This is a genomic window from Yersinia thracica, from assembly GCF_902170565.1.
GTDB lineage: Bacteria > Pseudomonadota > Gammaproteobacteria > Enterobacterales > Enterobacteriaceae > Yersinia > Yersinia thracica.
Map to the genome: position 1 here is coordinate 116,865 of NZ_CABHXX010000071.1, position 25,071 is coordinate 141,935.

Consider the following 25,071-nt stretch of genomic DNA (forward strand, 5'->3'; position numbering starts at 1 on the left):
ACGCTATACAGAAACGCTTTGCGTGCTGTACCGCCGAAACCTTTGCTTGAAAGCAAAGAAACTTCATAACGATAACGCGCCGTCTCTCTATGGCGGCCGGGCATTTTGCCTGAAACTTAAGGTAAAGAAAATGGCTGTTTTTACACCAGCAACACCAACAGCCAACCTTGATTGGTTACAGAGTAACCATATCAACAGCTTAATCTAAACTCTATCACCTGCACAATAAATGGCTATTCATTCATTTTGGCACGAATAGTCACTTTGCGTGATTCTGATTTAAAGTAGCGCGGGTTGCCCTCAGTGTACAGCCACCTGAATAGTTAGAATTGCAGGTGGTGATCCCGTTCACACTCTTAATTTTCGGGATTGACTACCCGCTCATTTATACTATTTTCCGGCGGATAGAACCTTTGTTGCTGCTCGGCCATCGTGACCAATAATGGGCAAGGTTCAAAGCACTCACCATACTGCTGCGCGAGTAAATTCAGGGTTTTTACCATTTTTTCTGCGCCCAGGTTGTCCATATAGCGGAATGGCCCGCCTAAAAACGGTGGGAAACCAATCCCGAATACCGCACCAATATCCCCATCGCGCGGGTTACGGATAATAGATTCATCCAGACAGCGAGCGGCTTCATTCAGCATCATCATGACGCAACGCTGTGCTATCACGGCAGATTCGAGATGGGCCTTCGGTGTGACGCCGAGTAAGGTATAAACGCTGGAATCCACTTGCTTACCGGAACTTTTCTTCCACTTGAAACCGCTACTTTTAACCGGATAAAGATAGAAACCGCGGCCATTTTTACGCCCTTTCCGCCCATCTTTCAAAATGACATCAAATGAAGGCGGCGGCGCAAAACGTGGCCCTAATTTCTCTACCAGAATGGGCATTATTTTGGTGCCCACATCAATCCCAACTTCATCCAATAAGGTTATCGGGCCTACCGGAAAGCCGAAATCGACCAGAGCCTTATCAATTGAATCGATAGGTTCGCCATCTAATATACAGCGAGCTGCTTCATTAATGTAGGGAGCCAAAATACGGTTTACATAGAACCCGGCACAATCTGCCACCACAATCGCTGTTTTTCCCTGTTTGCGTGCTAAAGCAACCGTGGTTGCAATGGTTACTTCGCTGGTTTTTGCATGCGGAATAACTTCCACCAATGGCATTTTATCCACCGGACTAAAGTAATGCAGACCAATAACCTGCTCTGGCCGCTGCGCCTGTGCTGCGATTTCGCTGATTGGCAGGGATGATGTGTTGGAGGCAAAAATGGTATGAGGTGCAGCGAAATGCTCAATATCTGCCACCATTTGCTGCTTCAACGACAAATCTTCAAATACCGCTTCAACCACAATATCCACATTGCCAAAGCCACAATAATCAGTGCTGCCGGAAATCAGCATCATCTGCCGCTGCCGCTCTGCCGGGCGCATCCGCTTGCTACGCACTCGCTTGCCCAAAGCATCCCAGGTATATTTCAGTGCCTGGTTAATTCCCGTTGGATTGATATCTTTAATCCGAACCGGTAAACCCGCACGTGTTGCAGTAACATTGGCAATACCACCGCCCATCAGCCCCCCACCTAATACTCCTACTCGATGGATAACCCGCGGCTGTTCTTTGCCGCCAGTCTCTTTTTTCAGCGAGGTGGTCGCAAAAAACAAGCTGCGTAATGCCGCTGACTCAGGAGACATTGCCAACTCACCAAAGGCTTTAGCTTCGGCTTCATATCCCGCAGGGCCACCGTGGTCTAGCCCCTTACGCACCACATCAATAATACACTCGGCTGCTGGATAATGGCCTTTTGTCTTTGCCCGTGTTTTCTTGCGAACAATATTAAATAACAATGCCTTACCTAATGGACCGCTAAGCAGACGTTCCTGCCACGGCAAGACGGGCTTATCAAGCCAACCGGCTTTAGCCCGCTGGATAGCCACATCGAGCAGAATATCCTGCGGCACCACATCGTCCACCAGCCCCATGTTAAGTGCCTGACGGGCGCGAACCTGCCGGCCAGTCAATATCATATCAAGCGCCTTACTCACCCCCACCAGGCGCGGCAAACGCTGGGTACCACCGGACCCCGGCAACAGCCCAAGCTGTACCTCAGGCAAACCGAGCACAGTTTTATCATCCTGCGAGCAAATGCGGCTATGACACGCCAACGCCAGCTCCAGACCACCGCCGAGGCAAGCCCCGTGGATAGCAGCGACGACCGGCACCGGGAACGCCGCAATTTGTGCCAGAATGGATTGCCCTTTCTGAGCCAGAACTCGCGCATCTTGTGCGGTACGGCAAGCGGCAATCATGCTGATATCTGCACCGGCGATAAAAGAGTCCGGTTTACCAGAAATAATGACTAAACCCTGTAATTGACTCAAAGCCTGCGCTTGTTGCAGTATTTCAGCAATTTGCTCTGCAAATTCAGCCTTTAAGGTATTAACTTTATCACCGATAACATCAATGGTGATGATACCAATATTATCGGGCCGAACCTCGAGGGTGAAAACCGAATGGGCCGGAGCGGCACAGCCCACGATGGCTGTTTCAGCCCCGCGATTAAGAATATTTTCCTGGCTCATTACTCCACCTCCAAAATCATTGCGGCACCCAAACCACCTGCAGCACAAGCGGTTGTTAATCCTAGCCCACCACCGCGGCGACGCAATTCATGCAATGTTTGAGTGATCATGCGCGCACCGGTCGCGGCGAAGGGATGACCATAAGCAATTGACCCACCCAATACGTTGAATTTACTCATATCAACTTCACCAATCGCCTGACTGCGGCCCAGCTTTTCGCGGGCGAAGCTATCACTGGCAAACATTTTCAAGTTCGCCAGTGTTTGTGCCGCAAAGGCTTCGTGCATATCAATGAGGGTTAAATCTGCCAGTGTTATTCCGGCGCGATCAAGTGCTAAGGGGGTAGCGTAGGAGGGGCCTAACAGCATGTCTTGCCAGACATCAATGGCCGAAAATGCAAAACTGCGCAGATAGCCTAATGGCTGTAAACCCAGCGCCTTAGCCTTTGATTCACTCATCATCATGACAGCAGCCGCTCCGTCGGTCAGTGGCGTGCTGTTCGCCGCCGTGACACTGCCGTGCTTGCGATCAAATGCCGGGCGTAATTTGGCATATTGCGCCATGGTGGAATCTTTGCGGATATTATTATCTTCGGTGATAGCATCACGATAAGGCGGAATATAAGCCGTCATCACCTCATCTTGTAATAATCCCTGCTGCCAGGCCTGTGCCGCCATTTGGTGAGAGCGCAGCGCTAAAGCGTCCTGATCCTCGCGACTAATACCATAGGTTTTTGCCATCTGTTCAGCGGTATCGCCCATCCGCAGGCCGGTTGAGTATTCTGCAACAGCTGGAGCCACCGGGAGCAAATCGCGCAATTTTAACCGGCTAAATAATTTCAATCGTTGAGATAAAGTTCGTGCTTTATTGACGTCAACCAAGGTCCGCGCCAGTGCTTTGCTGACACCGATAGGCAAAACAGAGGAAGAATCCGCACCACCGGCGATCGCCACAGTCACTGAGCCAGCAATGATACTTTCCGCCACATTGGCCACCGCCTGAAAGCTAGTGGCACAGGCACGGGAGACACTATAAGCATCGGTATGTACACTCATGCCCGTTCCCAGCACGATTTCCCGCGCGATGTTTGGCGCTTCCGGCATTTGGACGACTTGACCAAACACCAGTTGATCAATGAATTCAGGAGCAACACCGCTTCTGGCCAAGAGTTCACTGACCACAATTTTGCCTAAATCTACAGCTGGTACGCCGTGATAAGCAGTTGCCTGCTTGGCAAAAGGCGTTCGCAGGCCATTGACTATGGCAATGCGATCGCCCTGACGTGTCACTAGCGGTAATGGCTTACTCATACATGCTCCTGATAAATCAAAGTGGCTTTTATTAAAGCATAACAAAATAACAGGTCTGACCTGATCCAATTATTGTTAACCAAACATTTACATTTGGTAAACCTATAGAGCAGGAAAGTGAGAGCAGGAGCAACTTTTCGCTATAAAAAGAAAGGAAAGAGAGGAACTGGCGGGTAGATAAGACATATAAAGCCGATGTCTCTGGTGCAATAAATTCAGTGCGAGGTGCAGGGAGGCACCAAAACAAACGCGAAGCAAAAAGCTCCGCGTTTTAGGGATATTCAACTTACCTATATCCTAAATAATTCGAGTTGCAGCAAGGTGCGAACTAACGCAGACCTAACTGGAAGATCATGGTTTCTGCCTGGCAGGAGAAAGTGAAATCAATGGTTAAGCGCACACCATCTGTAGTTTCTTCCAACTTATGTTCGATCAGGCAAGGTTCAGATTCAACAGCTCGCGCTTTTTCAGTCAGCGTTTTCAGCATGGCTTCAGCATCAGCACGGTTGTCGAATACGCAGCTATAGGACGCGGTACAATCGGTATTGTCCATGATAGTACCCACATCTATACAGCAGCAAGCTGCGGTTTCTTCCGCACTACAGCGATTGATTGCATCTGACATCTTCAATTCTCCTCAACGGATATTTCAAAATAAACGCACATCAGCTATCAATTAACGCAGATAAGACAGAGTGCAAAAAAATATTTTCTCTACCGTCATTTTACTCCCCTAGACCACAAGGCACTAGGACTTACTGTTTATAGGCCTATTAAGTGACGGAAATCACGGTAAAATTGTTCGCCCTCTCATCAACAATGTATTAATTGCTACCAAATTGTGATTTTTTTGTTAACTACGTCTATTTTTTGCAATCAAAATTGACCAAATCCTAAAACATACTTGCAACACGCACACAGGTCGGACCTATACTTCAGCCACTGGTCTGCTTTGTCTGACCGATAACGGACCCTACAATCCCGCATTCTCTTGTTACGGTAAGTAACATAGTTTAAATAAAACAATGAGGTTTTGGTCATGAACCAGAAAAACCTGTTTACCCGATCAGCTCTGGCAGCTGCAGTAGCACTGGTTTCTTCGAACGTTTCTGCAGCTGGCTTTCAGCTAAATGAATATTCAGCAGCTGCATTGGGCCGCTCTTTCTCTGGTGAAGGCGCTGTTGCTGACAATGCTTCTGTTGGTAGCCGCAACCCCGCCGCAATGACTTTGTTCGACCGTCCATCTTTCTCTGGCGGCTTCGTGTATGTCGATCCGAATGTTGATATCAGTGGCACATCCCCCCTATCGGGCAGAAGTACCAGTGCCAAAAACATCGCGCCATCGGCGTGGATCCCAAATATCCACTTTATTATGCCGCTGAATGAGCAATGGGCGATTGGGGCTTCCGGTACTTCAAACTACGGTTTGGCCACTGAATTTAATGATGACTATATTGCCGGTTCTCTGGGGGGGCAAACTGACCTCAAAACCGCCAACCTAAACTTGAGCACAGCTTATCGCCTGAATGAAAACTTCAGCTTTGGTTTGGGCTTCAATGCAGTTTATGCCGATGCCAAGATTGTGCGCCATATTGGTGAAGCTGGTCGCGGAGTTATCCCGGCCAATACTGAAGTCACCCGTATGGAAGGGACCAAATGGGGCTATGGTTGGAATGCCGGCGTACTGTATGAAGTGGATAAAGAAAACCGTTACAGCTTTACCTATCGTTCAAAAGTGAAAATCGACTTTGATGGTGATTTCAGCAGCCAGTTGCCACCGCCAAGCGGCACAGGTGGTCAGGTCATCCCAGGCGCATTAACTCTGAATCTGCCAGAAGTGTGGGAAGTGTCCGGCTACAATAAAGTCGCGCCACAATGGGCAATTCACTATAGCCTGGCCTATACCAGTTGGAGCCAGTTCAAAGAGCTGAAAGCAACCGGAACCAACGGTAACACGTTGTTTGAGAAGCAAGAAGGCTTCCACGATGCTTATCGTATCGCACTGGGTACCACCTATTATTACGATGATAACTGGACTTTCCGTACCGGTATTGCCTTTGATGACAGCCCGGTTCCAGCAGATAACCGCACTATCTCAATTCCAGACCAAGATCGTTTCTGGATAAGTGCCGGTACTACCTACGCATTCAACAAAGATGCATCTGTTGATGTTGGTATTTCCTATATGCATGGCCAAAACGTGCACATCACGGAAAAAACACCAACAGGATTGGGCGGACAAACTTATGAGTTCGACTCTAAAGGTACTGCACTGCTGTATGGCGTGAACTTCAACTACGCTTTCTAATCGGCATTATTTAATCAAAAATTGCCCACAAAAAAGCGCCTTTCGGCGCTTTTTTATTTACTCAATCCCCGAGAGGAAAGCAGATGCTCCCCCCCAATCAATGGGATAAGTCTCGCTAGCACCTCATCATACAAACCTGATTCTGATTCAACTAAAAACTTGGCTTTGCGCTGACGCCAATCAAAAGTTTGGATTAATGTCGTTGCCACAACACAAGGGGTGTCAAGGTTCGTGACCGGTACCTCGGTAGGTGAACCACGCACACTACTGCTCACAGGGCAACACATCACCAAACCTGTTAGTCGGTTATAAGTTTCATGTGAAAGTATGAGCGCTGGGCGATACTTGCCAATCTCTTTCCCTTTCGTTGGTTCAAAATCCAACCAACAAATATCGCCGCGCTTGGGTATATACATTAATAATCAAGCTCCCTCTCCGTGGGTTGTGCAAGTTCATCAGTATGTGCCGTATAAGCGGTCAGCCCAGCCAGTAGGCTTTCTTCGGTTAACGGCTTTTTGACCACTTTTTGAATGACTAAACCTTGTTCGCTGATATCAATATCAACAGTGTCTCCCACCTCAAAATTAGGGATACTTTTAAGATTACCCGACAATCGTAAAGCAACACTATTACCCCATTTCTGTAATGTGGCTTGAGCTCGCATAACCACCTCCTTAATTTTGTGTCTACAATGAGTATACACCGAGCCGTAATGTATATACATAGTAGACACAAAAAAGCGCCTTTCGGCGCTTTTTTATTTTCGGGCTAACATCTCTATCAGTTAGCTGAATCGATACTTTCCAGATCGCCCTGAATAGCTTGAGCATTGGAATTAACTTCCGGTTTTAGCTGCCCGCCATTCGCCAGGAAATCATAGCGCTGGAAATAAGCTTCACGCACCATGAGATATGGGTCGGAGGAATTACGCAGCAAACCATCGGAATCCAATAGCTGCGCACGGGTTTCTACCCCTTCCAGCATCCATTTACCCGCCGACATCCAGAAAGTCAGGTAACTCAGCACTGGATAGACGTAATCAGCCGCATCGCCCCCATCTTCACGAATGGTGAAGCTGCCATAGGCCGGTAATACCACATAGGGGCCATAACCGACATTGTAATGCCCCAAGGTGCTACCAAAACGGTGCGGAACTTCTTTCGCCAGTTTCGGGTTCGCCATACCGGCGACGTCAATTAAGCCGCCCATACCCAAAATAGTGTTCAGGAAGAAGCGGTTAAAGTGCTTCATGGCATTGTACGGATCACCGACCAGGAAGCTATTGACCATGCTGGCCGGCTCTTCAAGGTTCCCCAAGAAGTTACTCATCCCATTACGGGCCGGTTGTGGCACGTAATCACGCCAAACCACAGCCACCGGCCGCACGATATAAGGGTCAAGAACCTCATAGTTAAAATTGAACATTGCCCGGTTAAAACCTTCCAGCGGATCTGAGCGGCCCTGCTCCAAATTATCCGGCGAACGACTGGCACACCCCACTAAAAGCACGGTTGCAAAAGCCAGCCCAATCAGGCGGTAGTTCATATGTTTCTCCATGAAATTCTTACCAACCCCTTATATTTAAGGGACTTGTCTATTTATTTGAACATTAATAGTCTGGGGCTGCCCCTTCGCGACGAAATCCTGCACACTGCTTTCACCAAACCAGTCACCTGGCTGCGAATTCACCGTGCCGTCCAGTGAAATACGGACACGCACCTTCACCTGTTGCAACGAAGATAGCAACCGCTCCGGCATCATTGCATTACTATCATCGAGTGTTACTGATAGCGGAAATCGGCTCAAAGGCAGCTGTTTTACCGCGACCGGGACTGGGTTTGAGCCATCCGTTACCGAGATAATCAGCGCGCCCTGCTGGGGTAATTTCTGCGCCGCCTCTGGTGACAATGAGACCGCTATTCCCAGTGTAGCTGTTTCCTGCTCGGCCTGTGATTTCGCTTGTGCAATACTGCGTTTTATCACTTCTGTGCGAGAATCACCAGCAGGCAGCAATTTTAGCATAACTTCCCACGCGCCAATGGCTTGTTTAAAATCGCCCTGCTCAAAAGCATTAAAAGCTAATAAACTCATGGCGCGCAAGTTGGTGTGATCCTGCCCAACCATAGTGCGCAACATCTTGGTTGCCAGTTGATTATCCTGCGGATCATTGGAACGGGTCAGCACTTCAGCATAGCCGAACCTGACATCATCATTATCGGGCGCAAGTTGATAAGCTTTAGCAAAAGCTTGCGTGGCGGTCGTGGCGTTATTCAGTGCCATGCCCACTCTGCCCAGCATCATCCAGTCATTGACGTTACGTGTATCTTGTTGCAACGAGGTGCGTAATCCCAGCCCCAAACGTGCGACTTCCTCCATCGTCAGAGGCTCAGCCCGCTCATTGGCTACTCTGGCCCGTAATTCGGGCATTTGTGCTTCAACCTGATGCCACGCTTGCACTTGCGGCAAGCCACCTGTTTTCAGATATAGCCCGACCGAAACCACCACCAAAATCACCACGCCCGGCAGTAAAACCCAGCGGTTGATGGGGCTGGCATTTTCAGTGGATTCTTGTGGAATATCTGTCAGCAGATTTTGCTGTAATTCCTGAATCAATTCAGGCCGCTGATCCACCACTCCTTGGGCTTCATCCTCCGCCAGCTCAGATAACCGGTCTTGGTAAATCGCCTTGTTCAGCTCATCTCGGGTGGTCACCGCTGAATTCATCTCTGATCGCAGCGCCGGAATGACCAACAAGGCCCCCGCGACCGCCAGCAAAATAATCACTATCAGCCAAAAAGCCATTATGGTTTTTTCCTGTTCGTCTTTTTGTGTTGGGCCGAGATCTGTTTTTTGACAGTAGCCTTTTGTTCAGCCAGCAAAGTCTGTAACCGCTGCTGCTCCTGCGGCGAAAGCGCGGTTTCTTTCTCCACCCGCCGCCGGGCGCGCAGCACCACAATGATTGCGCCTATCAGGACAAACATTGCCGGGCCAATCCACAAAATCAAGGTTGCCGGGGTTACAGGTGGCTCATAGGTGACAAAGTTGCCATATCGAGCCACCATATAGTCAATGATTTGCGGTTTGGAATTGCCCTGCTGCATCAGTTCATACACCTTGCCGCGCATATCAGCGGCAATGGTGGCATTGGAATCAGCAATGCTATTGTTTTGGCATTTAGGGCAGCGCAATTGCTCGGTTAACTCGCGATACTGCTGTTCCTGCTCCACCGAGCTAAAAGTGTAAGTATCAATGGCCGCAAAAGCATTGGTCGCCAAAATACCCCAGCTCAATATCAGGCCCAACGCCAGGCTGAATAATCTCATGCGCCCCCCTGATACTTTTTATATAACGGCAAAATTTCCTGCTGCCAGACGCGATCATTGAGGTCGCCAGCATGGCGATAACGAATGATGCCCTGACCGTCGATCAAGAAAGTTTCTGGTGCGCCATAAACCCCTAAATCCAGCCCTAGCATGCCATCGCCATCATACAAACTCAGCGCATAAGGATTACCCAGCGAATTGAGCCACTGGACAGCTTTGGCGCGGTCATCTTTATAGTTCAAACCCACCACCCGGATACCCTGCGCGGCCAGTTTATTCAGATATTCATGCTCAGCACGGCAAGTCGGGCACCAGGTCGCCCACACATTGAGTAGCATCGGCTTGCCATCATGCAATACCGACTGATCAAAAGTTTTCCCCGGTTGTTCAAGGGACTCCAGTTTAAAAGTCGGCACCGGTTTGCCAATCAGCGCCGACTCCAACAGAGTGGGGTCATCGCCATTGGCATTGCGAGTCAGTTGCACCAAAAAAGCCACCACCAACAGCAAAAACAGCACCAGCGGGATGAACATTAGCTTATTAAACGAAAATTGAGATTTCATTATTTAGCCTCCGTTGCAGCGCCGCGTTTTAACTTTTTGCTCATCCGATAACGGGGATCAAACATACAGAAAATACCGCCGATGGCCATAAACACCCCGCCATACCAAATCCAGCGGACAAAGGGCTTGTAATACAAGCGCACCGCCCATGAACCGTCATCCAGTTCTTCACCTAAAGCGGCATACAAGTCGCGGGTCAGGCCACCATCAATGGCCGCTTCCGTCATCATTGAGCGGGCCACAGTGTAATAGCGTTTTTCTGCATGTAAGGTGGCTTCGGGCTTGCCGTTTCGGGTGACATCAATAATGCCGACGCCACCGGTATAGTTCGAGCCTTTAATGTCGTGAACATCGCGGAATACAAAGTGATAATCGTGGATATCGATGCTATCGCCGGCCTTCATGCGTACATCGCGCTCAACACTGTAATTCTGGCTGAAGGCAATGCCAATCACAGTCACGGCCACCCCAAGGTGCCCCAGCACCATCCCCCAATGACTGCGGGAAAGGTGGCTCAGACCGCGCCAGAAACCATAACGATGAGTGGCGCGCTCGTGTAATTCCATCACAGTGAGGATAATCACCCAGATAGCCATCATCAGCCCGACCACGGTCATACCGGCGATAGTGTCTTGCAGCAACCACGGTAGCAATATTGACAGCAGCAAAGTGACCAGCAGCGCCACACCCAAGCGCTTATAAAGCTTGCTCGGCTCATCGCGACGCCAGCGAACCAATGGGCCAATCCCCATTAATAGCGCCATCGGTGCCATCAGCCAGGTAAACATAGTATTAAAGAAAGGTTCGCCAATGGAGATACTGCCCAATCCAAGCTGTTTATGGACTAATGGCAGCAAAGTGCCGAGCAATACCACCAACATCGCCGCAATAAGCAGCACGTTATTCCCTAGCAGGAAAGTCTCGCGTGAGAATACTTCATGCTGAGTCCGGCTGCGCACTTGCGCACCTTTAACCGCGTACAGTAGCAAGGAGCCGCCGATGACAATCACCAAATACGCTAGAATAAACATACCGCGCGCCGGGTCAGAAGCAAAAGAATGCACCGAAACCAACACACCGGAGCGCACCAGGAATGTCCCCATCAAGCACAAAGAAAACGCGGTAATCGCCAACAAAACCGTCCAGGCTTTGAATGTTCCGCGCTTTTCGGTGACGGCCAATGAATGAATCAGCGCCGTGCCAGCCAACCATGGCATAAAGGAAGCATTTTCCACCGGGTCCCAGAACCACCAACCGCCCCAGCCAAGCTCATAATAAGCCCAGGCCGAACCCAGCACGATCCCCATGGTCAGGAACACCCATGCGGCCTGAGTCCACGGACGTGACCAGCGAGCCCAAGCGCTATCCAGCCGCCCCGCCATTAAAGAAGCAATAGCAAAAGCAAATGCCACCGAGAAACCGACATAGCCCATATAGAGCAACGGTGGATGGAAAATCAGCCCGACATCCTGCAACAGCGGGTTTAAATCATTGCCATCAATCGGGAAGTCCGGCAAGGTGCGGTTAAATGGGTTCGAAGTCAGAATAATAAACAGCAGGAAGCCGCCCGTAATCATCCCCAGCACCGACAGCACGCGGGCAACTGCATCATCCGGCATGGAGCGGCTAAACAGCGCCACCGCCAGTGACCAACCACTGAGCAGCAAGACCCACAGCAGCAGAGACCCTTCGTGCGCGCCCCAGGTTGCCGCAATGCGGTAATAGACCGGCAAATGTGAATTCGAGTTCGCCGCCACATAAGAGACGGTGAAATCATTCACCACAAACGCATATATCAGGCATATAAATGAAAGCGCAATGGTAGCAAACATACCGTAGGTCAATGGCCTACCGGTTGCCATCATGCGGGCATCTTGACGCGCCGCCCCCCATTGCGGATACAAACTCAGCAATAGCGAGAGAGCCAGCGCCAGACATAATAAGAAACCGCCAATTTCAGGGATCATGAAGCATTGCCCTCACTCGCGGCGCTGTTATAGGCCTCCGCTGGGCGGGTATGATTTTCTTTCATCGCCTCTTTGACTTCCGGTGGGGTGTATTTTTCATCATGTTTTGCTAAGACTTCTTTGGCATTGATGGTGTTGTTTTCAGCAAAGACTCCTTGCGCCACCACCCCCTGCCCCTCACGGAACAGATCGGGCAAAATGCCGGTGTAAGTCACGGTGACGGCACCACGGGCATCATAAACTTTGAAACTCATTTCCAACGTTTTGTCGTCGCGCTTCACCGACCCCGGCATCACCATACCGCCAATACGCAAGCGCTGACCGATTTCCGGCTTCTCATGGCGCTCGCCCTTACCCTGCAAAATTTCACCGGGGGTATAAAACAAATCAATATTGGCCCGCAGCGCATACAGCACCAGAGTAGTGGTCAAACCGATGCCGATTAGCACCACAATCGCCAGATAGAGTCGACTTTTTCTACGTGGGTTCACTGTGTTTTCTCCTGCGAATGGGCCGCATTTTTGGCTTGCTGAGTCGGGGTCTGATTTGCCTGACGAATACGTTGCTCTCGCGCCTCACGGCGCTGAATATCCGCCAATAACTGTTTGTGCTGCCATAGGGTATGTGCCCACAAGCCCAACAGTGACAGTAAAGTGGCGGCCACCGCCAACCAGACATAAAAGGCATAGCCACCCATGGCAAAAAATGCCGCCCAAGAATGAAAGGCCGGATTCATACACGAGGCTCCTTACGCAATAAAGCGGCAACCCAAGGGCGATGGCGCTCTTGCTGCAAAATCAGATTGCGCAGGCGCATTAATGTCAGAGTGATAAAGAAGAATAAATAGCCAAAAATGGCCCAACGCAGTGGTGAGCGCATGCTCGGATCAATGCTTTGCTGCATGTTGGTAGAACCCTGATGCAAGGTGTTCCACCACACGACAGAGAAATGAATGATGGGAATATTGACCACGCCGACCAACACCAAAATACCGGCTGCTCGCCCGGCCAATTTGCGGTCTTCAAAGGCGTTATACAGGGCGATCACCCCCAGATAAAGGAACAATAGCACTAACTCAGAAGTCAGCCGCGCATCCCAGATCCACCAAGCCCCCCACATCGGTTTACCCCAGGCCGAACCGGTGACCAAGGCAATAAAGGTAAACACCGCGCCCACCGGAGCCATAGCCGCGACCAGGTTATCGGACATTTTCATTTGCCAGATCAAACCGACAAACGCCGCGATAGCCATCGACATATAAATGCCCATCGACCAAATTGCCGCCGGAACATGCAAGTACATGATACGGAAGCTATTACCTTGCTGGTAATCCGACGGGGCGAAACCAAACCCCCACACCCAGCCCACAATCAGGCAGACAGCAGCCCCAATCGCCAGCCATGGAATAAACCGGCCACACAGCTGATAGAGCCGCTCGGGTTTAGCAAATTGATGAAACCATTTCCACATTTTTCATTGCTCACATTAAAATTGGACGAGCATCACCGTCTTGGCAATACCGGTGCAGGGTACGGCGCACAATCTGCTCTGACTGGCGTTGGCTACCGCGCTTAAGCTTCTGAAAATCGGTACTCTTTTCTTTTTACAAATCTTTTCTGACAAACAACCTGCCCTGAACAGCTAGTGCACACTGACTCTCAATGCAGCGGCGGTAGCAAAAGGTGCCAGTGTTGCGCTCCCTGCCAACATGGCTCCCAAAATCGCCAGATAGCCGTCGATGGGGAGTGACATAGAAGCGGCATCAATGGCCGCCGTGGCAAATATCAACACCGGGATATACAGCGGCAACACCAATAAACTCAGCAGAACCCCGCCTTTGCGTAATCCCACCGTCAGCGCGACACCAATGGCCCCGATAAAACTTAAGGTCGGCGTCCCCAAAAGCAACGTTAGCGCCATCGCAATGGCGGTATGACTGTCGAGGGAAAGCAACAACGCGACCAGCGGTGATAAAATCAGTAAAGGTAGCCCGGTAACAACCCAGTGAGCACACACTTTGCCTAACACCGTGAGTGCCAGCGGGCTGGGTAACAACAGCAACTGCTCAAGAGAGCCATCGTAGAAATCATCACGGAAGAGCCGCTCCAGTGATAATAATGATGCTAATAATGCTGCGACCCAGACAATACCGGGCGCAATGCGCGCCAATAATTGTGGTTCTGGGCCAATCCCCAGTGGAAACAAAGTGATAACAATCAGAAAAAACCAGAGTGGATTAACAATTTCTGCACTTTTTCTGAAGGCAATTTTCAATTCACGGCGCAACACGCTAATAAACATTAATTCTCCTGCGTGTTGGTTAAACGGATTTTACGCACCTGCTGCCCAACACCATCCAAATCCTGATGGGTGGTAAGCAGCACCATGCCACCTTTGGCGGCATGCTCCACAAACAGAGCCAACAAGGTGCTAACGCCCTGCTTATCAATCGCGGTCAATGGTTCATCCAAAATCCATAATGGTGCATGACTCAACCACAAACGGGCCAAAGCCACCCGCCGCTGCTGGCCGGCGGACAACTGTGATACCGGTAAATCTTCATATCCCACCAGCCCGACTTGAGACAGTGCCTGCCAGATTGCAGCACTATCAACCTGTTGAAAAACCGACTGATAAAATGCCAGATTCTCAAAAGGGGTCAGTACAGACTTGATTCCCGGCTGATGACCTAAAAATAATAAATCCTGATGATAGCGGGCGTGATCGCGGCGGATGTTTTCGCCCCGCCAATGCACCTGCCCTTCGTCGGCATCGGCCAGCCCCGCCAGAATGCGCAATAGGCTAGTTTTACCCGCCCCGTTTTGCCCCTCTACCTGCACAATTTCCCCCGCAGCCACACAAAAATTGAGCTGTTGGAATAAACTTCTTTCATCTCGGATGCAGGTCAGGTTTTTAGCTTCCAGCATGAAGGATTGTCTTCCACCGTAGGATTGTGAGTTCAGGAAAACCGAATGATAACATAAGGCTTAATCCTTACGTAGCGTAGGTCTAACCCTATCCCTACCCTTATAGAGGTATTATTCGGCATTAAGATCAAATTTCTGTAGAAAAAACCGACAACACTAAAACCGGGTAACTTTTTATTTCAGTGCTCATCACCAAAAGAATCGCGAACACTCATTTGCAACTATGCTTATTACTCAGCTATTTATTTTCTTCACCAACTGGGAATCCCCTATGAGTAATGAAAAACAGCCTCAGGATCAGGGTGATTTAAAAGCGGAAAGTGATGAGCAGCATGAAGTACAAGAAATTGAAGTGAATGAAAAAAAACTCCCCTCCAAAGCCGCGGCTATTCATGAAATTATCCGAGTCGAGGGTGAAAAAGAGCTAGAACGCGACAGCTTTGCACTGCTATGGTCGGCGGTCGCTGCGGGGCTTTCGATGGGAGCATCCCTGATTGCCAAAGGCATTTTTCACGCAAAATTGCCGGATACTCCGGCCAGTTTTCTGCTGGAAAATATCGGTTATACCTTTGGTTTTATTATTGTCATTATGGCCCGCCAACAACTCTTTACTGAGAATACCGTCACGCCGGTGCTGCCAATAATGCAAAAACCCAGCCGCCAAAACTTCATCCTGCTATTTCGGCTCTGGGGTCTGGTGTTATTGGGCAATCTGATTGGCACAGGGATAGCGGCTTATTCCTTTATTCATATGCCGATATTTGACGATGCCACTCGCACGGCATTTGTCAGTATTGCTCAAGGGGTAATGGAGAGTTCTGCGGGGGAGATGTTCGCTAAAGGAATATTTTCTGGTTGGATCATTGCCACTCTGGTGTGGATGATGCCCTCTGCCGGGGCCGCCAAAATAGGGGTGATTTTCCTGATGACCTATTTAGTCGCTTTATGTGACCTAACCCACATTGTGGCCGGCTCGGTGGAGATCTTCTATTTGGTATTTAACGGCTCACTACCCTGGCAGCAATTTATTTACCCTTTTGCCCTCCCGACACTGGCGGGTAATATTATCGGTGGCACCTTTATTTTTGCCCTGATAAGTCATGCACAGATTCGTAGTGATATGAGCCATCAACCTAAAAAAAGTGACAAAGTGGACAAAAGCACATCATCTTCCCGTCAGTAACAGCACCGATTCAGACTCTCTGAGTTATCGGTTTTAGGTTATCAATACCACTTATTCACTATAATTTGGTGATAGAGTAACCAAACGAACAGCTAACTGCTTATTATCTGGGTCAAAATGCGTATAATGCTCCGGCAATACACTTCATCGGCAGCCACCCTGCCGCTGGCCGGGTCCCCGTAGTTAAACGGATATAACAAGCCCCTCCTAAGGGCTAGTTACTGGTTCGATTCCAGTCGGGGACACCATTAACACTTCTCGGCACATCCCACCAAGCCCTTAATTAACCGGCGATGCGTTAACCCCCTACAGAGCGAAGAGCCTTGTTGGTATTGGCCTGCTGGTAGAGATGGCGAAGTAAATGATAAGGTTTTTTTTACCCCCTTTAATGTTTATTTCAGACGTTTACCTGCGTCATCAACGACTTTTTCACCATCTTCTTTGGTGAAAGCGCTTTTCTGTGCATCAGGAAGGATATCCAGAATCACTTCAGATGGGCGACACAGACGAGTTCCCAGCGGCGTCACCACGATCGGGCGGTTAATCAGAATGGGGTGCTGCAACATAAAGTCGATTAACTGATCGTCAGTAAAGCGGTCTTCCGCCAGCCCTAACGCTTCAAAAGGTTCGACATTCTTACGCAGCAGCGCTCGCACCCTGATCCCCATATCGGTAATAAGTTTAACCAGTTCATCGCGTGATGGCGGTGTCTCAAGATAATGAATAACGGTCGGCTCGTTGCCACTGTTACGGATCATCTCCAGCGTATTACGCGACGTGCCGCAGGCTGGGTTGTGATAAATGGTAATGTTGCTCATATCAGTATCTCATTACAAAGTGACAGAGAGACGTAGCGCCAGCGCGGCCAGCGTTACAAACAATACAGGCAGAGTCATGATAATCCCGGTGCGGAAATAATATCCCCAGGTGATCGTCATATTCTTCTGTGAAAGTACATGCAGCCAGAGCAGCGTTGCCAGACTACCAATTGGCGTAATTTTAGGCCCCAAATCGCAGCCAATAACATTGGCATAAATCATTGCTTCTTTGATAACACCTGATGCGGTGCTGCCCTCGATCGACAGTGCGCCAACCAGCACGGTAGGCATGTTGTTCATGATGGATGACAGGAATGCTGTCAGGAACCCCGTGCCAAATGTGGCGGCCCAAAGACCTCGGTCTGCGAGTAAATTCAACACACCAGAGAGGTATTCAGTTAGCCCGGCGTTACGCAAACCATAGACAACCAGATACATTCCCAACGAGAAAATCACAATCTGCCAGGGCGCACCACGCAGCACTTTTCCGGTATTAATGGCATGACCTCTTTTAGCGACGACAAAGAGGATAGCTGCACCGACAGCCGCAATAGCACTGACCGGAATACCCAACGGCTCAAGCACAAAAAAACCTACCAGCAGAAGGATTAATACAATCCAGCCGGTTCTGAACGTCGCCGGGTCTTTGATAGCAAGAGCCGGTTCTTTCAGTCGGTTCAGGTCATAGGTCGGTGGAATATCTTTGCGGAAGAACAGGTGCAGCATCACCAGCGTGGCAATAATGGCGGCAATATCCACCGGCACCATCACGGAGGCATATTCTGTGAATCCCAAATGGAAGAAGTCAGCCGAAACAATATTGACCAGGTTCGACACAATAAGCGGCAGACTGGCGGTATCGGCAATAAACCCTGCCGCCATAACGAAAGCCAACGTAGCACTTTTACTGAACCCGAGCGCCAACAACATAGCAATAACGATCGGCGTCAGGATGAGCGCTGCACCATCATTGGCAAATAGCGCTGCCACCGCAGCACCAAGCAGGACAATATAAGTAAATAGCAGGCGGCCACGACCATTTCCCCAACGGGAAACGTGCAATGCAGCCCATTCAAAAAAGCCAGACTCATCCAGCAACAAACTGATGATAATCACCGCAATAAAGGTTGCTGTGGCGTTCCAGACGATATTCCAAACGACGGGAATGTCGGCAATGTGAACCACACCAGATATCAGTGCCAGTATTGCGCCTAACATGGCGCTCCAGCCAATCCCTAACCCCTTCGGCTGCCAAATAACCAACACGATGGTCAGGATAAAAATTGCTCCTGCCAGTAACATAAAACCTCCTGACAGGGCAGCATGACTGCCCTGGATATAGTAAAAATTAACTCGCGAGCTGTTTGAGTTTGTCGATACCGGTTGGCTCTGTCGCAAGGATGGGAACCAGCGCAACACGGGTAGCATGCTGGTGCTTAAACGCCTCGATTTGAGCTAGCACAGTTAACGTTTTCATTTTAGATGCATCACATTCGAAAAAACATATATATTTGGGCGAATTTTTTAGATGCAAACAACCTTACCGTTACCAGAGCAGTTGGCTGATGCCAGCTTACGGGCGATGGCCTGAACGTCGTCCTGTTGGCTTAACCAGGCTTGCTCAATCACCTGAGCAGCCCACGAAGGAATATGCGGAGATAAGCGGTAATGAACCCATTTCCCTTGTTTGCGATCCAGTAATAGACCACTTTCCCGTAGCATTGCCAGATGACGGGAGATCTTGGGCTGTGACTGTTCCAGCGCCGTGCAGAGATCACACACGCACAGTTCTCCCATCTCCTTGAGCAGTAACACAATGCCCAGACGGGTTTCATCGGATAGATTTTTGAAAAGTTGTAGGGGAGTTAGCTGCATCATGCCTCCTGTTCATTTGGAGACAGAATACTCTCCGAACGAACAAAATCAACACATACATTCGAAAAAACAGATATGTTTATAAAAAACGGATCAACTAGTGCTCCACTTAGAGTTTTTGCTCAAATTTCAAGTGCAATCGTAGTAACTGGTACGCCATAAAAAAGAGATGATTGCCGCACCAGCGCTCACCGAGTGGACTGAACAGAAAGACGAGGAGTTTCTAGCTGTATATAGATGATATAATCCCAGAGCTATCTCATTCCATTGAACCTAGACTTACCCCCATTTATACCCCCAACTATCTATAGAACTCAGTAGATGCGGATAAACGTAGGGATACTAGGAAGTTCCAGAGATACTGATTATATAAGGGATTTATGGACTTAGATAGACTTCAGGAGACGTAAAGACCCTACAGGAGCAAAATTAAACACCTAATACATTGTTAAATAATATTATTTTCCTCGTCCAATTTTCCATATACCCCCAATAATACCCCCAAATTATTTTGTGTCTCTCAGCGCAGCTAAAGAAACATGCAAATCACGGGAACCTCCGGCCATTCTTATCATGTACTCAACCATCAAAATCATCATTTCCAGACAACTATTTTACCCATGAATCAAAGGTAGATAACGTGCTGACACCATGAGATATCAGTAGAAGCGGGTGGACGTCAGGCCTCTTTGCGCTTAAACTATAACCACTTAATTCTCACTGTTTGGGGCCTGAATATGATCACACATTCGCCACATACTATTGCTAACAGAACCGAGCGTATTGGGTGTTTTACCGTACCTGGTGTTTTGGGTGGCTTTGAAGTGAGAAGCATGAAGAATCGTAAAGAACGTCCCCTATTGATGGTCGTTCGTACCGGCTGGGAAAAAGCCGCTGCCTATGAACAAATACGCCCAGTATCTGAAATCGTTATTGAGAAAAACGGTAAATCTCGTCCAGTTAACCAAGCTTTTTTCTGGAATGATTTGCAGGATACCTCTATCGATTTCTCACAAAAAGCGGTTGATTTGTTCTTCAGTAAGAAAGGAACTCTATCTGCATGTCACCCAATTTAATTGCTGAACACGATAAAATATTAAAATGGCCGGAAGTTAATGATTTAGCTCCCGGCCATTTTTTATGGCTCCCTGAATTTAAAACCCCGAATGGTGACCTCTTTCAAGCATTACTTGAAGATGATGGTAGCAATATGGCCCATCTTCATATCAAAGAGATACTTTCAGGTGAGCATATAGCAAGCTATGTTTTGACTTTCGACCTCACCCCACCAGTGGATTTAGGCCAACGTTTACCCCAAGTTGAATCAGCTTATGTCTCACAAGAATATCAAGGCGGGGGCGTGTCTACTGCCACCTATAAAGCCATTATTGACCACTACGGTGCTGTAATAAGTGATACTTATCAGACTGAGGGCGGGATGGTGCTTTGGCTGTTTGGTCTGTCTAAAGATGACAGCATCCAGTTAACCATTCTAAATGTGGATGGTCATACATTGGATTATAAAATTAACGAGCACGGCGAAAGGATCAGTTTTCAGGGTGATAGAAAATCTTTGCTAGAAATTGCTGATACTATTTGGGGAAACCCAGATAATGTCGAACTGAGCAATCTGGAGACGTTGGGCTTTACACCATCATGGCGTAATCACAATAATCACGTTTTGGCCGCAACCAAATCTATTATCTAAATCCCCCGATTTAATACGCCTGATTACGCTAACTCGGGCGTTTCTATTACTCAAATGCTCGTTTATTATTGCTTGATAAAAACTCTGGGTATAGATTTTTGTTAACCCTATAAATCCCAGTTCACATCCTAAATCAACACCATCCCCCCACTACTTTCACTTTGAACCATTATGTTCGGTATCATTCAAAGCAGGGCCAACCAGAGATAACAGGAGTAATCTCATGATAAACCCAGCGGAAAAGCTCAAGGCAAAGCAGCAGGAATTTATCAGTGTCAGGGAGTTGATTGAGCGAATTTCACGTCTCCACCCCGCGATGAGTCAGGCGCAGATAGCTAACTGGCTGCTGATAGAATTGACGGATGCCAGGCCAGTTTCACCGCCGTTACTGATTCAGGACGTGCTCGGCGTGATCCGTGCCCCCCGCTTTGATGACCCCCAATTTTGCTATTTTGATCTGCTCTCGGCAGCGATGGCCAACCCTAAAATGGATGGAGCGCCTTGTGATGGATGGATACCTGAAAGTTATAAACCCAGCGAATTTAATCACCGGCCCGATGAGGAGGATGATCACGAACTTCCCTTCTAAGGTATTAACAGCATGAATTGTTATGATTACGTCGGATTTAACCGCACTGAAATAGAACAACTTTTGCAGATTAACCTGCGCGACAGTGACGAAGAATATCAAAATATTCTTAAAGATAAATTGCCAAAATGGCTAACGCCATTTCTATCCAGAATTAATATCACAATAAAAGAAACTGCGGCATTAATTGTCGGGGTGATACCTTATTCTATTCAAACTGATGATATAGGAATGGTAATAATTAATTATGAGAACTCATTATGGGATGCAGTGGATTGCAACCTATTAAGTTGTCGAGATATTAGTTACACCAATGCGAATAAAAATATTCGCCATGACGGTTATTTATTAAGGGCAGAAGTGGAGGGCTGGCTTAAGGCGAATGGCTTTCACTGGCCGCTGCCGCCGGGCGCTGCACCAGTGCCGGAGCAACGGCAAACGGAAGAAAACTGGGGCGCTTTTGCCGGTAAAGAAACCGCGCTGGCGTTTATTGCCGGTATGGCAATCGCGTTAGCCAGGAACAACCCGCAGTGCCGGCGCGGCGTCAAAATGAATAAAACCGCCATCGCCCGGGTGGCGACTCAGGCTATGCTCAACGCGGGGTTCCGTGGGGAAATGGTGACCGAAAAGCAAATGAGTAACTTGATCAGCGAGGCGCTGCTCGTTTCTCTGCCCGAGGCCAATAATCCTTAGACGAGCGGAAGTTTATTTCCAACTCGCCGCTATGGGTTTCCAACTACAGTATTCGCTTCCAACTAACGTATTCGCGTTACGGATTGACCTAAAATCAGCGGAATAAAGGTTCCTTTTATTTGTTTGCCACTTCCCCCTATTACGGCCTGATTTTGTTTCAATTAATTCAGTAGCCACCGAGAGATAACAGGAGTCATGGAATGACCTATTCATCATTAATCCGATTGCCAGAAGTATTAAAACGTACCGGTTTTAGCCGACCGTGGGTTTATAAACTCTTAAAACAAAAGCGCTTCCCGCCACCGATAAAAATAGGCGGGCGGGCCATCGCTTTTGTTGAAAGTGAGGTGAATGACTGGATTGAACAGCAAATTGCACATTCACGGGAAAATAAACAATGAATGCGCCTAAACATTATTCGGAATGTATTTCCTTAAGCGTCTCATCAATGATGGCGAAATCCTGGCGCTCCAGCCGCTCGTATTCTGCCCTCACGGTTGGTTTCTTTAGCATCCGGGCGACCACTTGCTCATGGGACAGCTTCGGTGGTTGGCGTTTATTATCCAAATCGCAACTCCTTCATTCGTTTGGCGGCTTTGCCCTTTTCTCTCCACGGCATATAAGCCGTTTTTTGCACCACAATATGCAAAATAACAATCTGCCAGTCTATTTGCGCCATAAAAATGACGCGATTCCAGCCTTTTGGCTCAAAAAAACACAGCTCAAACACCTCTTCGTAATGCTTCGGGGTGGCATCAACCATCCTAACGCCGTAGCGCTTCATGCGCTGAGCCAGGCTAATAAAATTGGCCTGCAAGCTGATGGGTTGGGCAAGAAGCTGGGTGATGACGTCGTCATCGTAATATTCAATGGTGTAGTTCATAGGCTAAAAAATAACAGAAACGTTATTTTCCTCCGGCTGCGGATATATCGAAAGGAACGCCCCGACAAGCCTCAATGCCATCGGGGCGTTTATCCACCACGGAGCAAGGTTGGCGTGGTGGATGCAGCGAGTCTACGAATATTTCTGCCGGGTTCAACTGCTGGACGGCAGAATCAGATTATCTGCATCTAATTGATATATAAATTGTATTTATAAAACTTAATACATTGCTATGGGTGTTAGAAATGGCCCGAAAATGGATTTTATCCGCCGGAAACCGGGCGTAAAAAGGAAGAGTCATGAATCAATTTATTGCTGGGGTCGCGACTCAGGCGCGCGGAAAATGGGACTGTATTCTGGATGCGCTGGCGATCTGTCACAGCAAACAGCACTCCCCCTGTCCGGCCTGTGGCGGCAAAGACCGCTTTCGTTTTGATGACCGTCAGGGCGCGGGAACATGGTTTTGTAATCAGTGCGAACCCCGATCCGGCGACGGTTTGGATCTGGTGAAAAATGTCCGGCAATGTTCGCTGACAGAAGCCGCGCAGCTGGTGGCCGATATTCTCGGTATCTTACCCAAACCGAAAGCGCCGGATCTGGCCTCTTTGATGGCGAAAACCACGCCAGGGGAATCTCGCTATTTAATTAATAAAGGTCTGAGCGGCCATAAATTACCTATTCTGCCGGATGGCTCGTTATTGCTGACATTACAGAATATGGCGGGCGACAGCACCGGCGCACAGATTATCCGGCCTGATGGCACAAAAAAGCTGATCGCCGGTAGCCGCAAAAAAGGCGCGTTTATCCCGCTCAAACCGCTGCCAGCACAGGCTGAAATCGTGGTGCTGGCCGAGGGTTACGCCACGGCGCAAAGTCTGGGGTTGTTGCTACCGACCGCCGTGATTATCGCCGCCATCGATGCCGGTAATCTGCTGCCGGTGGCGCAGTCATGCCGCACCCGTTGGCCTGCCGCGAAAATCATCATTGCCGCTGATAATGATGTGAACCCGCAAGGCACCACCAATACCGGCCAACTGGCCGCAGAAAAAGTGGCCAGCGTGGTCGATGGTTGGGTGACACTGCCGCCGACTCCGTATAAAGCCGATTGGGATGATTACCGCCAGCAAGCTGGCACCGGGCAGGCGCGTAACAGCTTCTATCATGGTTTGTATCAGCCGCCGCCGGTGAGCCAGGTGGCTGAAAACAAAGGGTTACATCCGGCCTTATCGCAAATGGCTGCCAGCCAGCGCGGGCAGTTATTGGCCGAACATTACGGCCAGATTGCGGTACATGCTGAGAGTGAAACGGTGTATCACTATGATGGCGAGCGCTGGGGCAAGCTGCCCGATGGTGTGTTACGGCGCGAGCTGGTGATGATTTTCAACGCCAACGACACGCCGTATTCACCGGCCGGTATCCGCAATGCCATTGAAGCGATGAAGCTGCAAATCCCGATCATGGCCGAGCCGCCGCGCCACTTGATCGGCTTTCAGAATGGGGTTTATGACCTGAAAGCCAGACAGTTCCGGCCGCATCGCGCCAATGATTGGTTGCAGCATCATAACGACATCATATTCACCGAACCGCAGCCAGACGAAAATCTGGCACGCCACGCCCCCCATTTCGCCAAGTGGCTGGCCCATGCGGCCAATGACGAATTACCCAAAATGGCCCGCATCAGAGCCGCGCTGTTTACTATCCTGTCCAACCGCTTCGACTGGCAATTATTCCTCGAGGTCACTGGCGAGGGCGGCAGCGGAAAATCGGTATTCACCCACATCGCCACCTTGCTGGCGGGCCGCCAGAACACTGCCTCCGGCAATATGGCGACGCTTGATCAGGCCAGAGGGCGCGCGCAGTTTGTCGGCAAAAGCCTGATTACGTTGCCAGATCAGGTGAAATATGTCGGTGAGGGAGCGGGTATCAAGGCCATCACTGGCGGAGATTTAGTGGAAATCGACGGCAAATATGAGAAACAATTCAGCACTTTAATAACCGCCGTGGTGTTGGCGACCAATAACGAGCCGATGAGTTTCACTGAGCGGCAAGGCGGTATTGCCCGACGGCGGGTGATTTTCGCGTTCAACCATCCAGTAAAAGAGGCGGATAAAGATCCGCGAATCGGCGAGAAAATCGCGGCCGAGCTGCCGGTGGTGATCCGCTGCCTGCTGGCCGAATTCGTCGATCAGGACAAGGCGCGAAAGTTGCTACTTGAGCAGCGAGATTCACGGGAGGCGATGGGTGTTAAGCGGGATGCCGATCCGCTTTATGGTTTCTGCGCCCACATTGTCGAGCTGGCCGAAGCGGTCGGTATGTATATGGGAACGCTG

28 protein-coding genes, 1 tRNA gene and 2 pseudogenes are annotated in these 25,071 nt (G+C 49.3%); 10 read left to right on the forward strand and 21 right to left on the reverse strand.

Annotated features, from left to right (window positions below):
- Nucleotides 1-356 precede the first annotated feature (356 nt).
- The 3 genes from fadJ to FTA91_RS09520 all read right to left on the reverse strand — a co-directional run bounded on the left by fadJ (nucleotide 357) and on the right by FTA91_RS09520 (nucleotide 4,529).
- The gene (fadJ, locus tag FTA91_RS09510; RefSeq protein ID WP_186377357.1) at nucleotides 357-2,594 is read right to left on the reverse strand and encodes a fatty acid oxidation complex subunit alpha FadJ; all 2,238 of its coding nucleotides are present in this window, start codon (nucleotides 2,592-2,594) and stop codon (nucleotides 357-359) included.
- Nucleotides 2,594-3,904: an acetyl-CoA C-acyltransferase FadI gene (gene fadI / locus FTA91_RS09515; protein ID WP_050112946.1), complete on the reverse strand. Its 1,311-nt coding sequence runs from the start codon at nucleotides 3,902-3,904 to the stop codon at nucleotides 2,594-2,596. Before fadI ends, fadJ begins: the two co-directional genes overlap by 1 nt.
- Nucleotides 3,905-4,232: 328 nt before the next feature.
- Nucleotides 4,233-4,529, reverse strand: coding sequence for a YfcZ/YiiS family protein (locus tag FTA91_RS09520; RefSeq protein WP_072076414.1), 297 nt, complete (start codon nucleotides 4,527-4,529; stop codon nucleotides 4,233-4,235).
- 414 nt (nucleotides 4,530-4,943) lie between these two features.
- Between FTA91_RS09520 and fadL the strand changes: the two genes are divergently transcribed.
- A complete protein-coding gene (gene fadL / locus FTA91_RS09525; protein WP_050112945.1) occupies nucleotides 4,944-6,212 on the forward strand; it encodes a long-chain fatty acid transporter FadL in 1,269 nt (422 codons plus the stop codon).
- Between the two features lie 53 nt (nucleotides 6,213-6,265).
- Here fadL and FTA91_RS09530 read toward each other — a convergent pair whose 3' ends face one another.
- From FTA91_RS09530 to ccmA, 12 genes are all read right to left on the reverse strand, one after another.
- Nucleotides 6,266-6,628 carry a type II toxin-antitoxin system PemK/MazF family toxin gene (locus FTA91_RS09530; RefSeq protein ID WP_050112944.1) on the reverse strand — a complete coding sequence of 121 codons (363 nt, stop codon included), beginning with the start codon at nucleotides 6,626-6,628 and terminating at the stop codon, nucleotides 6,266-6,268.
- Nucleotides 6,628-6,876, reverse strand: coding sequence for an AbrB/MazE/SpoVT family DNA-binding domain-containing protein (locus FTA91_RS09535; RefSeq protein WP_050112943.1), 249 nt, complete (start codon nucleotides 6,874-6,876; stop codon nucleotides 6,628-6,630). The genes FTA91_RS09530 and FTA91_RS09535 overlap by 1 nt, the downstream gene beginning before the upstream one ends.
- A 116-nt stretch (nucleotides 6,877-6,992) precedes the next feature.
- On the reverse strand, nucleotides 6,993-7,757 hold the full coding sequence (mlaA, locus tag FTA91_RS09540; protein ID WP_072082470.1) for a phospholipid-binding lipoprotein MlaA: 765 nt from the start codon (nucleotides 7,755-7,757) through the stop codon (nucleotides 6,993-6,995).
- 36 nt (nucleotides 7,758-7,793) lie between these two features.
- Nucleotides 7,794-9,014 (reverse strand): c-type cytochrome biogenesis protein CcmI, encoded by a 1,221-nt coding sequence (gene ccmI, locus FTA91_RS09545; protein WP_145534626.1) that lies wholly within the window; start codon nucleotides 9,012-9,014, stop codon nucleotides 7,794-7,796.
- Nucleotides 9,014-9,535, reverse strand: coding sequence for a cytochrome c-type biogenesis protein (locus FTA91_RS09550; RefSeq protein WP_050112940.1), 522 nt, complete (start codon nucleotides 9,533-9,535; stop codon nucleotides 9,014-9,016). The genes ccmI and FTA91_RS09550 overlap by 1 nt, the downstream gene beginning before the upstream one ends.
- Nucleotides 9,532-10,098, reverse strand: coding sequence for a DsbE family thiol:disulfide interchange protein (locus tag FTA91_RS09555; protein ID WP_050112939.1), 567 nt, complete (start codon nucleotides 10,096-10,098; stop codon nucleotides 9,532-9,534). Before FTA91_RS09555 ends, FTA91_RS09550 begins: the two co-directional genes overlap by 4 nt.
- Nucleotides 10,098-12,065, reverse strand: a complete 1,968-nt coding sequence (locus FTA91_RS09560; RefSeq protein WP_145534623.1) for a heme lyase CcmF/NrfE family subunit — start codon at nucleotides 12,063-12,065, stop codon at nucleotides 10,098-10,100. Before FTA91_RS09560 ends, FTA91_RS09555 begins: the two co-directional genes overlap by 1 nt.
- Complete coding sequence (gene ccmE / locus FTA91_RS09565) at nucleotides 12,062-12,556, reverse strand: cytochrome c maturation protein CcmE (RefSeq protein WP_032820544.1); 495 nt, start codon at nucleotides 12,554-12,556, stop codon at nucleotides 12,062-12,064. The genes FTA91_RS09560 and ccmE overlap by 4 nt, the downstream gene beginning before the upstream one ends.
- Nucleotides 12,553-12,801, reverse strand: a complete 249-nt coding sequence (gene ccmD, locus FTA91_RS09570; RefSeq protein ID WP_050112937.1) for a heme exporter protein CcmD — start codon at nucleotides 12,799-12,801, stop codon at nucleotides 12,553-12,555. The genes ccmE and ccmD overlap by 4 nt, the downstream gene beginning before the upstream one ends.
- Complete coding sequence (locus tag FTA91_RS09575; RefSeq protein ID WP_050112936.1) at nucleotides 12,798-13,535, reverse strand: heme ABC transporter permease; 738 nt, start codon at nucleotides 13,533-13,535, stop codon at nucleotides 12,798-12,800. Before FTA91_RS09575 ends, ccmD begins: the two co-directional genes overlap by 4 nt.
- A gap of 171 nt (nucleotides 13,536-13,706) precedes the next feature.
- Complete coding sequence (gene ccmB, locus FTA91_RS09580) at nucleotides 13,707-14,366, reverse strand: heme exporter protein CcmB (protein WP_050112935.1); 660 nt, start codon at nucleotides 14,364-14,366, stop codon at nucleotides 13,707-13,709.
- Complete coding sequence (gene ccmA, locus FTA91_RS09585) at nucleotides 14,366-14,992, reverse strand: cytochrome c biogenesis heme-transporting ATPase CcmA (protein ID WP_050112934.1); 627 nt, start codon at nucleotides 14,990-14,992, stop codon at nucleotides 14,366-14,368. Before ccmA ends, ccmB begins: the two co-directional genes overlap by 1 nt.
- A 271-nt stretch (nucleotides 14,993-15,263) precedes the next feature.
- On the opposite strand from ccmA, the gene FTA91_RS09590 reads away from it, so the two are divergent.
- Nucleotides 15,264-16,175 (forward strand): formate/nitrite transporter family protein, encoded by a 912-nt coding sequence (locus FTA91_RS09590; RefSeq protein ID WP_145534620.1) that lies wholly within the window; start codon nucleotides 15,264-15,266, stop codon nucleotides 16,173-16,175.
- Nucleotides 16,176-16,348: 173 nt separating this feature from the next.
- A tRNA-Arg gene (locus FTA91_RS09595) sits at nucleotides 16,349-16,423 on the forward strand.
- A gap of 144 nt (nucleotides 16,424-16,567) precedes the next feature.
- On the opposite strand, the gene arsC is transcribed toward FTA91_RS09595, so the two are convergent.
- From arsC to arsR, 4 genes and pseudogenes are all read right to left on the reverse strand, one after another.
- Nucleotides 16,568-16,993 carry a glutaredoxin-dependent arsenate reductase gene (gene arsC / locus FTA91_RS09600; protein ID WP_050112924.1) on the reverse strand — a complete coding sequence of 142 codons (426 nt, stop codon included), beginning with the start codon at nucleotides 16,991-16,993 and terminating at the stop codon, nucleotides 16,568-16,570.
- A 12-nt stretch (nucleotides 16,994-17,005) separates the two neighbouring features.
- On the reverse strand, nucleotides 17,006-18,295 hold the full coding sequence (locus tag FTA91_RS09605; RefSeq protein WP_145583232.1) for an arsenic transporter: 1,290 nt from the start codon (nucleotides 18,293-18,295) through the stop codon (nucleotides 17,006-17,008).
- Between the two features lie 46 nt (nucleotides 18,296-18,341).
- A pseudogene (locus tag FTA91_RS09610) lies at nucleotides 18,342-18,452 on the reverse strand (ArsA-related P-loop ATPase); the annotation flags it as partial.
- A 65-nt stretch (nucleotides 18,453-18,517) separates the two neighbouring features.
- Nucleotides 18,518-18,868 (reverse strand): As(III)-sensing metalloregulatory transcriptional repressor ArsR, encoded by a 351-nt coding sequence (arsR, locus tag FTA91_RS09615; RefSeq protein ID WP_145583234.1) that lies wholly within the window; start codon nucleotides 18,866-18,868, stop codon nucleotides 18,518-18,520.
- A 737-nt stretch (nucleotides 18,869-19,605) separates the two neighbouring features.
- Here arsR and FTA91_RS09620 point away from each other — a divergent pair.
- The 6 genes and pseudogenes from FTA91_RS09620 to FTA91_RS09640 all read left to right on the forward strand — a co-directional run bounded on the left by FTA91_RS09620 (nucleotide 19,606) and on the right by FTA91_RS09640 (nucleotide 22,259).
- A complete protein-coding gene (locus tag FTA91_RS09620; protein ID WP_042819905.1) occupies nucleotides 19,606-19,944 on the forward strand; it encodes a hypothetical protein in 339 nt (112 codons plus the stop codon).
- A gap of 134 nt (nucleotides 19,945-20,078) precedes the next feature.
- Nucleotides 20,079-20,576, forward strand: a complete 498-nt coding sequence (locus tag FTA91_RS09625) for a hypothetical protein (RefSeq protein WP_227507647.1) — start codon at nucleotides 20,079-20,081, stop codon at nucleotides 20,574-20,576.
- A 223-nt stretch (nucleotides 20,577-20,799) separates the two neighbouring features.
- Nucleotides 20,800-21,165 (forward strand): hypothetical protein, encoded by a 366-nt coding sequence (locus tag FTA91_RS09630; RefSeq protein ID WP_050112922.1) that lies wholly within the window; start codon nucleotides 20,800-20,802, stop codon nucleotides 21,163-21,165.
- 12 nt (nucleotides 21,166-21,177) lie between these two features.
- Nucleotides 21,178-21,411, forward strand: a pseudogene (locus FTA91_RS20080) (hypothetical protein); the annotation flags it as partial.
- A gap of 114 nt (nucleotides 21,412-21,525) precedes the next feature.
- Complete coding sequence (locus tag FTA91_RS20085; protein ID WP_038639335.1) at nucleotides 21,526-21,858, forward strand: hypothetical protein; 333 nt, start codon at nucleotides 21,526-21,528, stop codon at nucleotides 21,856-21,858.
- 200 nt (nucleotides 21,859-22,058) lie between these two features.
- Nucleotides 22,059-22,259, forward strand: coding sequence for a helix-turn-helix transcriptional regulator (locus FTA91_RS09640; protein WP_049604475.1), 201 nt, complete (start codon nucleotides 22,059-22,061; stop codon nucleotides 22,257-22,259).
- A 13-nt stretch (nucleotides 22,260-22,272) separates the two neighbouring features.
- On the opposite strand, the gene FTA91_RS20090 is transcribed toward FTA91_RS09640, so the two are convergent.
- Together FTA91_RS20090 and FTA91_RS09645 are read right to left on the reverse strand one after the other, a co-directional pair.
- Nucleotides 22,273-22,425, reverse strand: coding sequence for a hypothetical protein (locus FTA91_RS20090; RefSeq protein WP_186377358.1), 153 nt, complete (start codon nucleotides 22,423-22,425; stop codon nucleotides 22,273-22,275).
- Nucleotides 22,418-22,741, reverse strand: coding sequence for a type II toxin-antitoxin system RelE/ParE family toxin (locus tag FTA91_RS09645; RefSeq protein WP_005158305.1), 324 nt, complete (start codon nucleotides 22,739-22,741; stop codon nucleotides 22,418-22,420). Before FTA91_RS09645 ends, FTA91_RS20090 begins: the two co-directional genes overlap by 8 nt.
- A gap of 299 nt (nucleotides 22,742-23,040) precedes the next feature.
- Here FTA91_RS09645 and FTA91_RS09650 point away from each other — a divergent pair.
- Nucleotides 23,041-25,071 (forward strand): primase-helicase zinc-binding domain-containing protein (locus tag FTA91_RS09650; protein ID WP_145583236.1); only part of this gene is annotated, 2,031 nt, incomplete at its 3' end.

Excerpts from the sequence above, each read along its gene's own strand:
- fadJ (WP_186377357.1), bottom strand. The coding sequence starts at position 2,594 with ATGAGCCAGGAAAATATTCTTAATCGCGGGGCTGAAACAGCCATCGTG.
- fadI (WP_050112946.1), bottom strand. The coding sequence starts at position 3,904 with ATGAGTAAGCCATTACCGCTAGTGACACGTCAGGGCGATCGCATTGCC.
- FTA91_RS09520 (WP_072076414.1), bottom strand. The coding sequence starts at position 4,529 with ATGTCAGATGCAATCAATCGCTGTAGTGCGGAAGAAACCGCAGCTTGC.
- fadL (WP_050112945.1), top strand. The coding sequence starts at position 4,944 with ATGAACCAGAAAAACCTGTTTACCCGATCAGCTCTGGCAGCTGCAGTA.
- FTA91_RS09530 (WP_050112944.1), bottom strand. The coding sequence starts at position 6,628 with ATGTATATACCCAAGCGCGGCGATATTTGTTGGTTGGATTTTGAACCA.
- FTA91_RS09535 (WP_050112943.1), bottom strand. The coding sequence starts at position 6,876 with ATGCGAGCTCAAGCCACATTACAGAAATGGGGTAATAGTGTTGCTTTA.
- mlaA (WP_072082470.1), bottom strand. The coding sequence starts at position 7,757 with ATGAACTACCGCCTGATTGGGCTGGCTTTTGCAACCGTGCTTTTAGTG.
- ccmI (WP_145534626.1), bottom strand. The coding sequence starts at position 9,014 with ATGGCTTTTTGGCTGATAGTGATTATTTTGCTGGCGGTCGCGGGGGCC.
- FTA91_RS09550 (WP_050112940.1), bottom strand. The coding sequence starts at position 9,535 with ATGAGATTATTCAGCCTGGCGTTGGGCCTGATATTGAGCTGGGGTATT.
- FTA91_RS09555 (WP_050112939.1), bottom strand. The coding sequence starts at position 10,098 with ATGAAATCTCAATTTTCGTTTAATAAGCTAATGTTCATCCCGCTGGTG.
- FTA91_RS09560 (WP_145534623.1), bottom strand. The coding sequence starts at position 12,065 with ATGATCCCTGAAATTGGCGGTTTCTTATTATGTCTGGCGCTGGCTCTC.
- ccmD (WP_050112937.1), bottom strand. The coding sequence starts at position 12,801 with ATGAATCCGGCCTTTCATTCTTGGGCGGCATTTTTTGCCATGGGTGGC.
- FTA91_RS09575 (WP_050112936.1), bottom strand. The coding sequence starts at position 13,535 with ATGTGGAAATGGTTTCATCAATTTGCTAAACCCGAGCGGCTCTATCAG.
- ccmB (WP_050112935.1), bottom strand. The coding sequence starts at position 14,366 with ATGTTTATTAGCGTGTTGCGCCGTGAATTGAAAATTGCCTTCAGAAAA.
- ccmA (WP_050112934.1), bottom strand. The coding sequence starts at position 14,992 with ATGCTGGAAGCTAAAAACCTGACCTGCATCCGAGATGAAAGAAGTTTA.
- FTA91_RS09590 (WP_145534620.1), top strand. The coding sequence starts at position 15,264 with ATGAGTAATGAAAAACAGCCTCAGGATCAGGGTGATTTAAAAGCGGAA.
- arsC (WP_050112924.1), bottom strand. The coding sequence starts at position 16,993 with ATGAGCAACATTACCATTTATCACAACCCAGCCTGCGGCACGTCGCGT.
- FTA91_RS09605 (WP_145583232.1), bottom strand. The coding sequence starts at position 18,295 with ATGTTACTGGCAGGAGCAATTTTTATCCTGACCATCGTGTTGGTTATT.
- arsR (WP_145583234.1), bottom strand. The coding sequence starts at position 18,868 with ATGCAGCTAACTCCCCTACAACTTTTCAAAAATCTATCCGATGAAACC.
- FTA91_RS09620 (WP_042819905.1), top strand. The coding sequence starts at position 19,606 with ATGATCACACATTCGCCACATACTATTGCTAACAGAACCGAGCGTATT.
- FTA91_RS09625 (WP_227507647.1), top strand. The coding sequence starts at position 20,079 with ATGGCCCATCTTCATATCAAAGAGATACTTTCAGGTGAGCATATAGCA.
- FTA91_RS09630 (WP_050112922.1), top strand. The coding sequence starts at position 20,800 with ATGATAAACCCAGCGGAAAAGCTCAAGGCAAAGCAGCAGGAATTTATC.
- FTA91_RS09640 (WP_049604475.1), top strand. The coding sequence starts at position 22,059 with ATGACCTATTCATCATTAATCCGATTGCCAGAAGTATTAAAACGTACC.
- FTA91_RS09645 (WP_005158305.1), bottom strand. The coding sequence starts at position 22,741 with ATGAACTACACCATTGAATATTACGATGACGACGTCATCACCCAGCTT.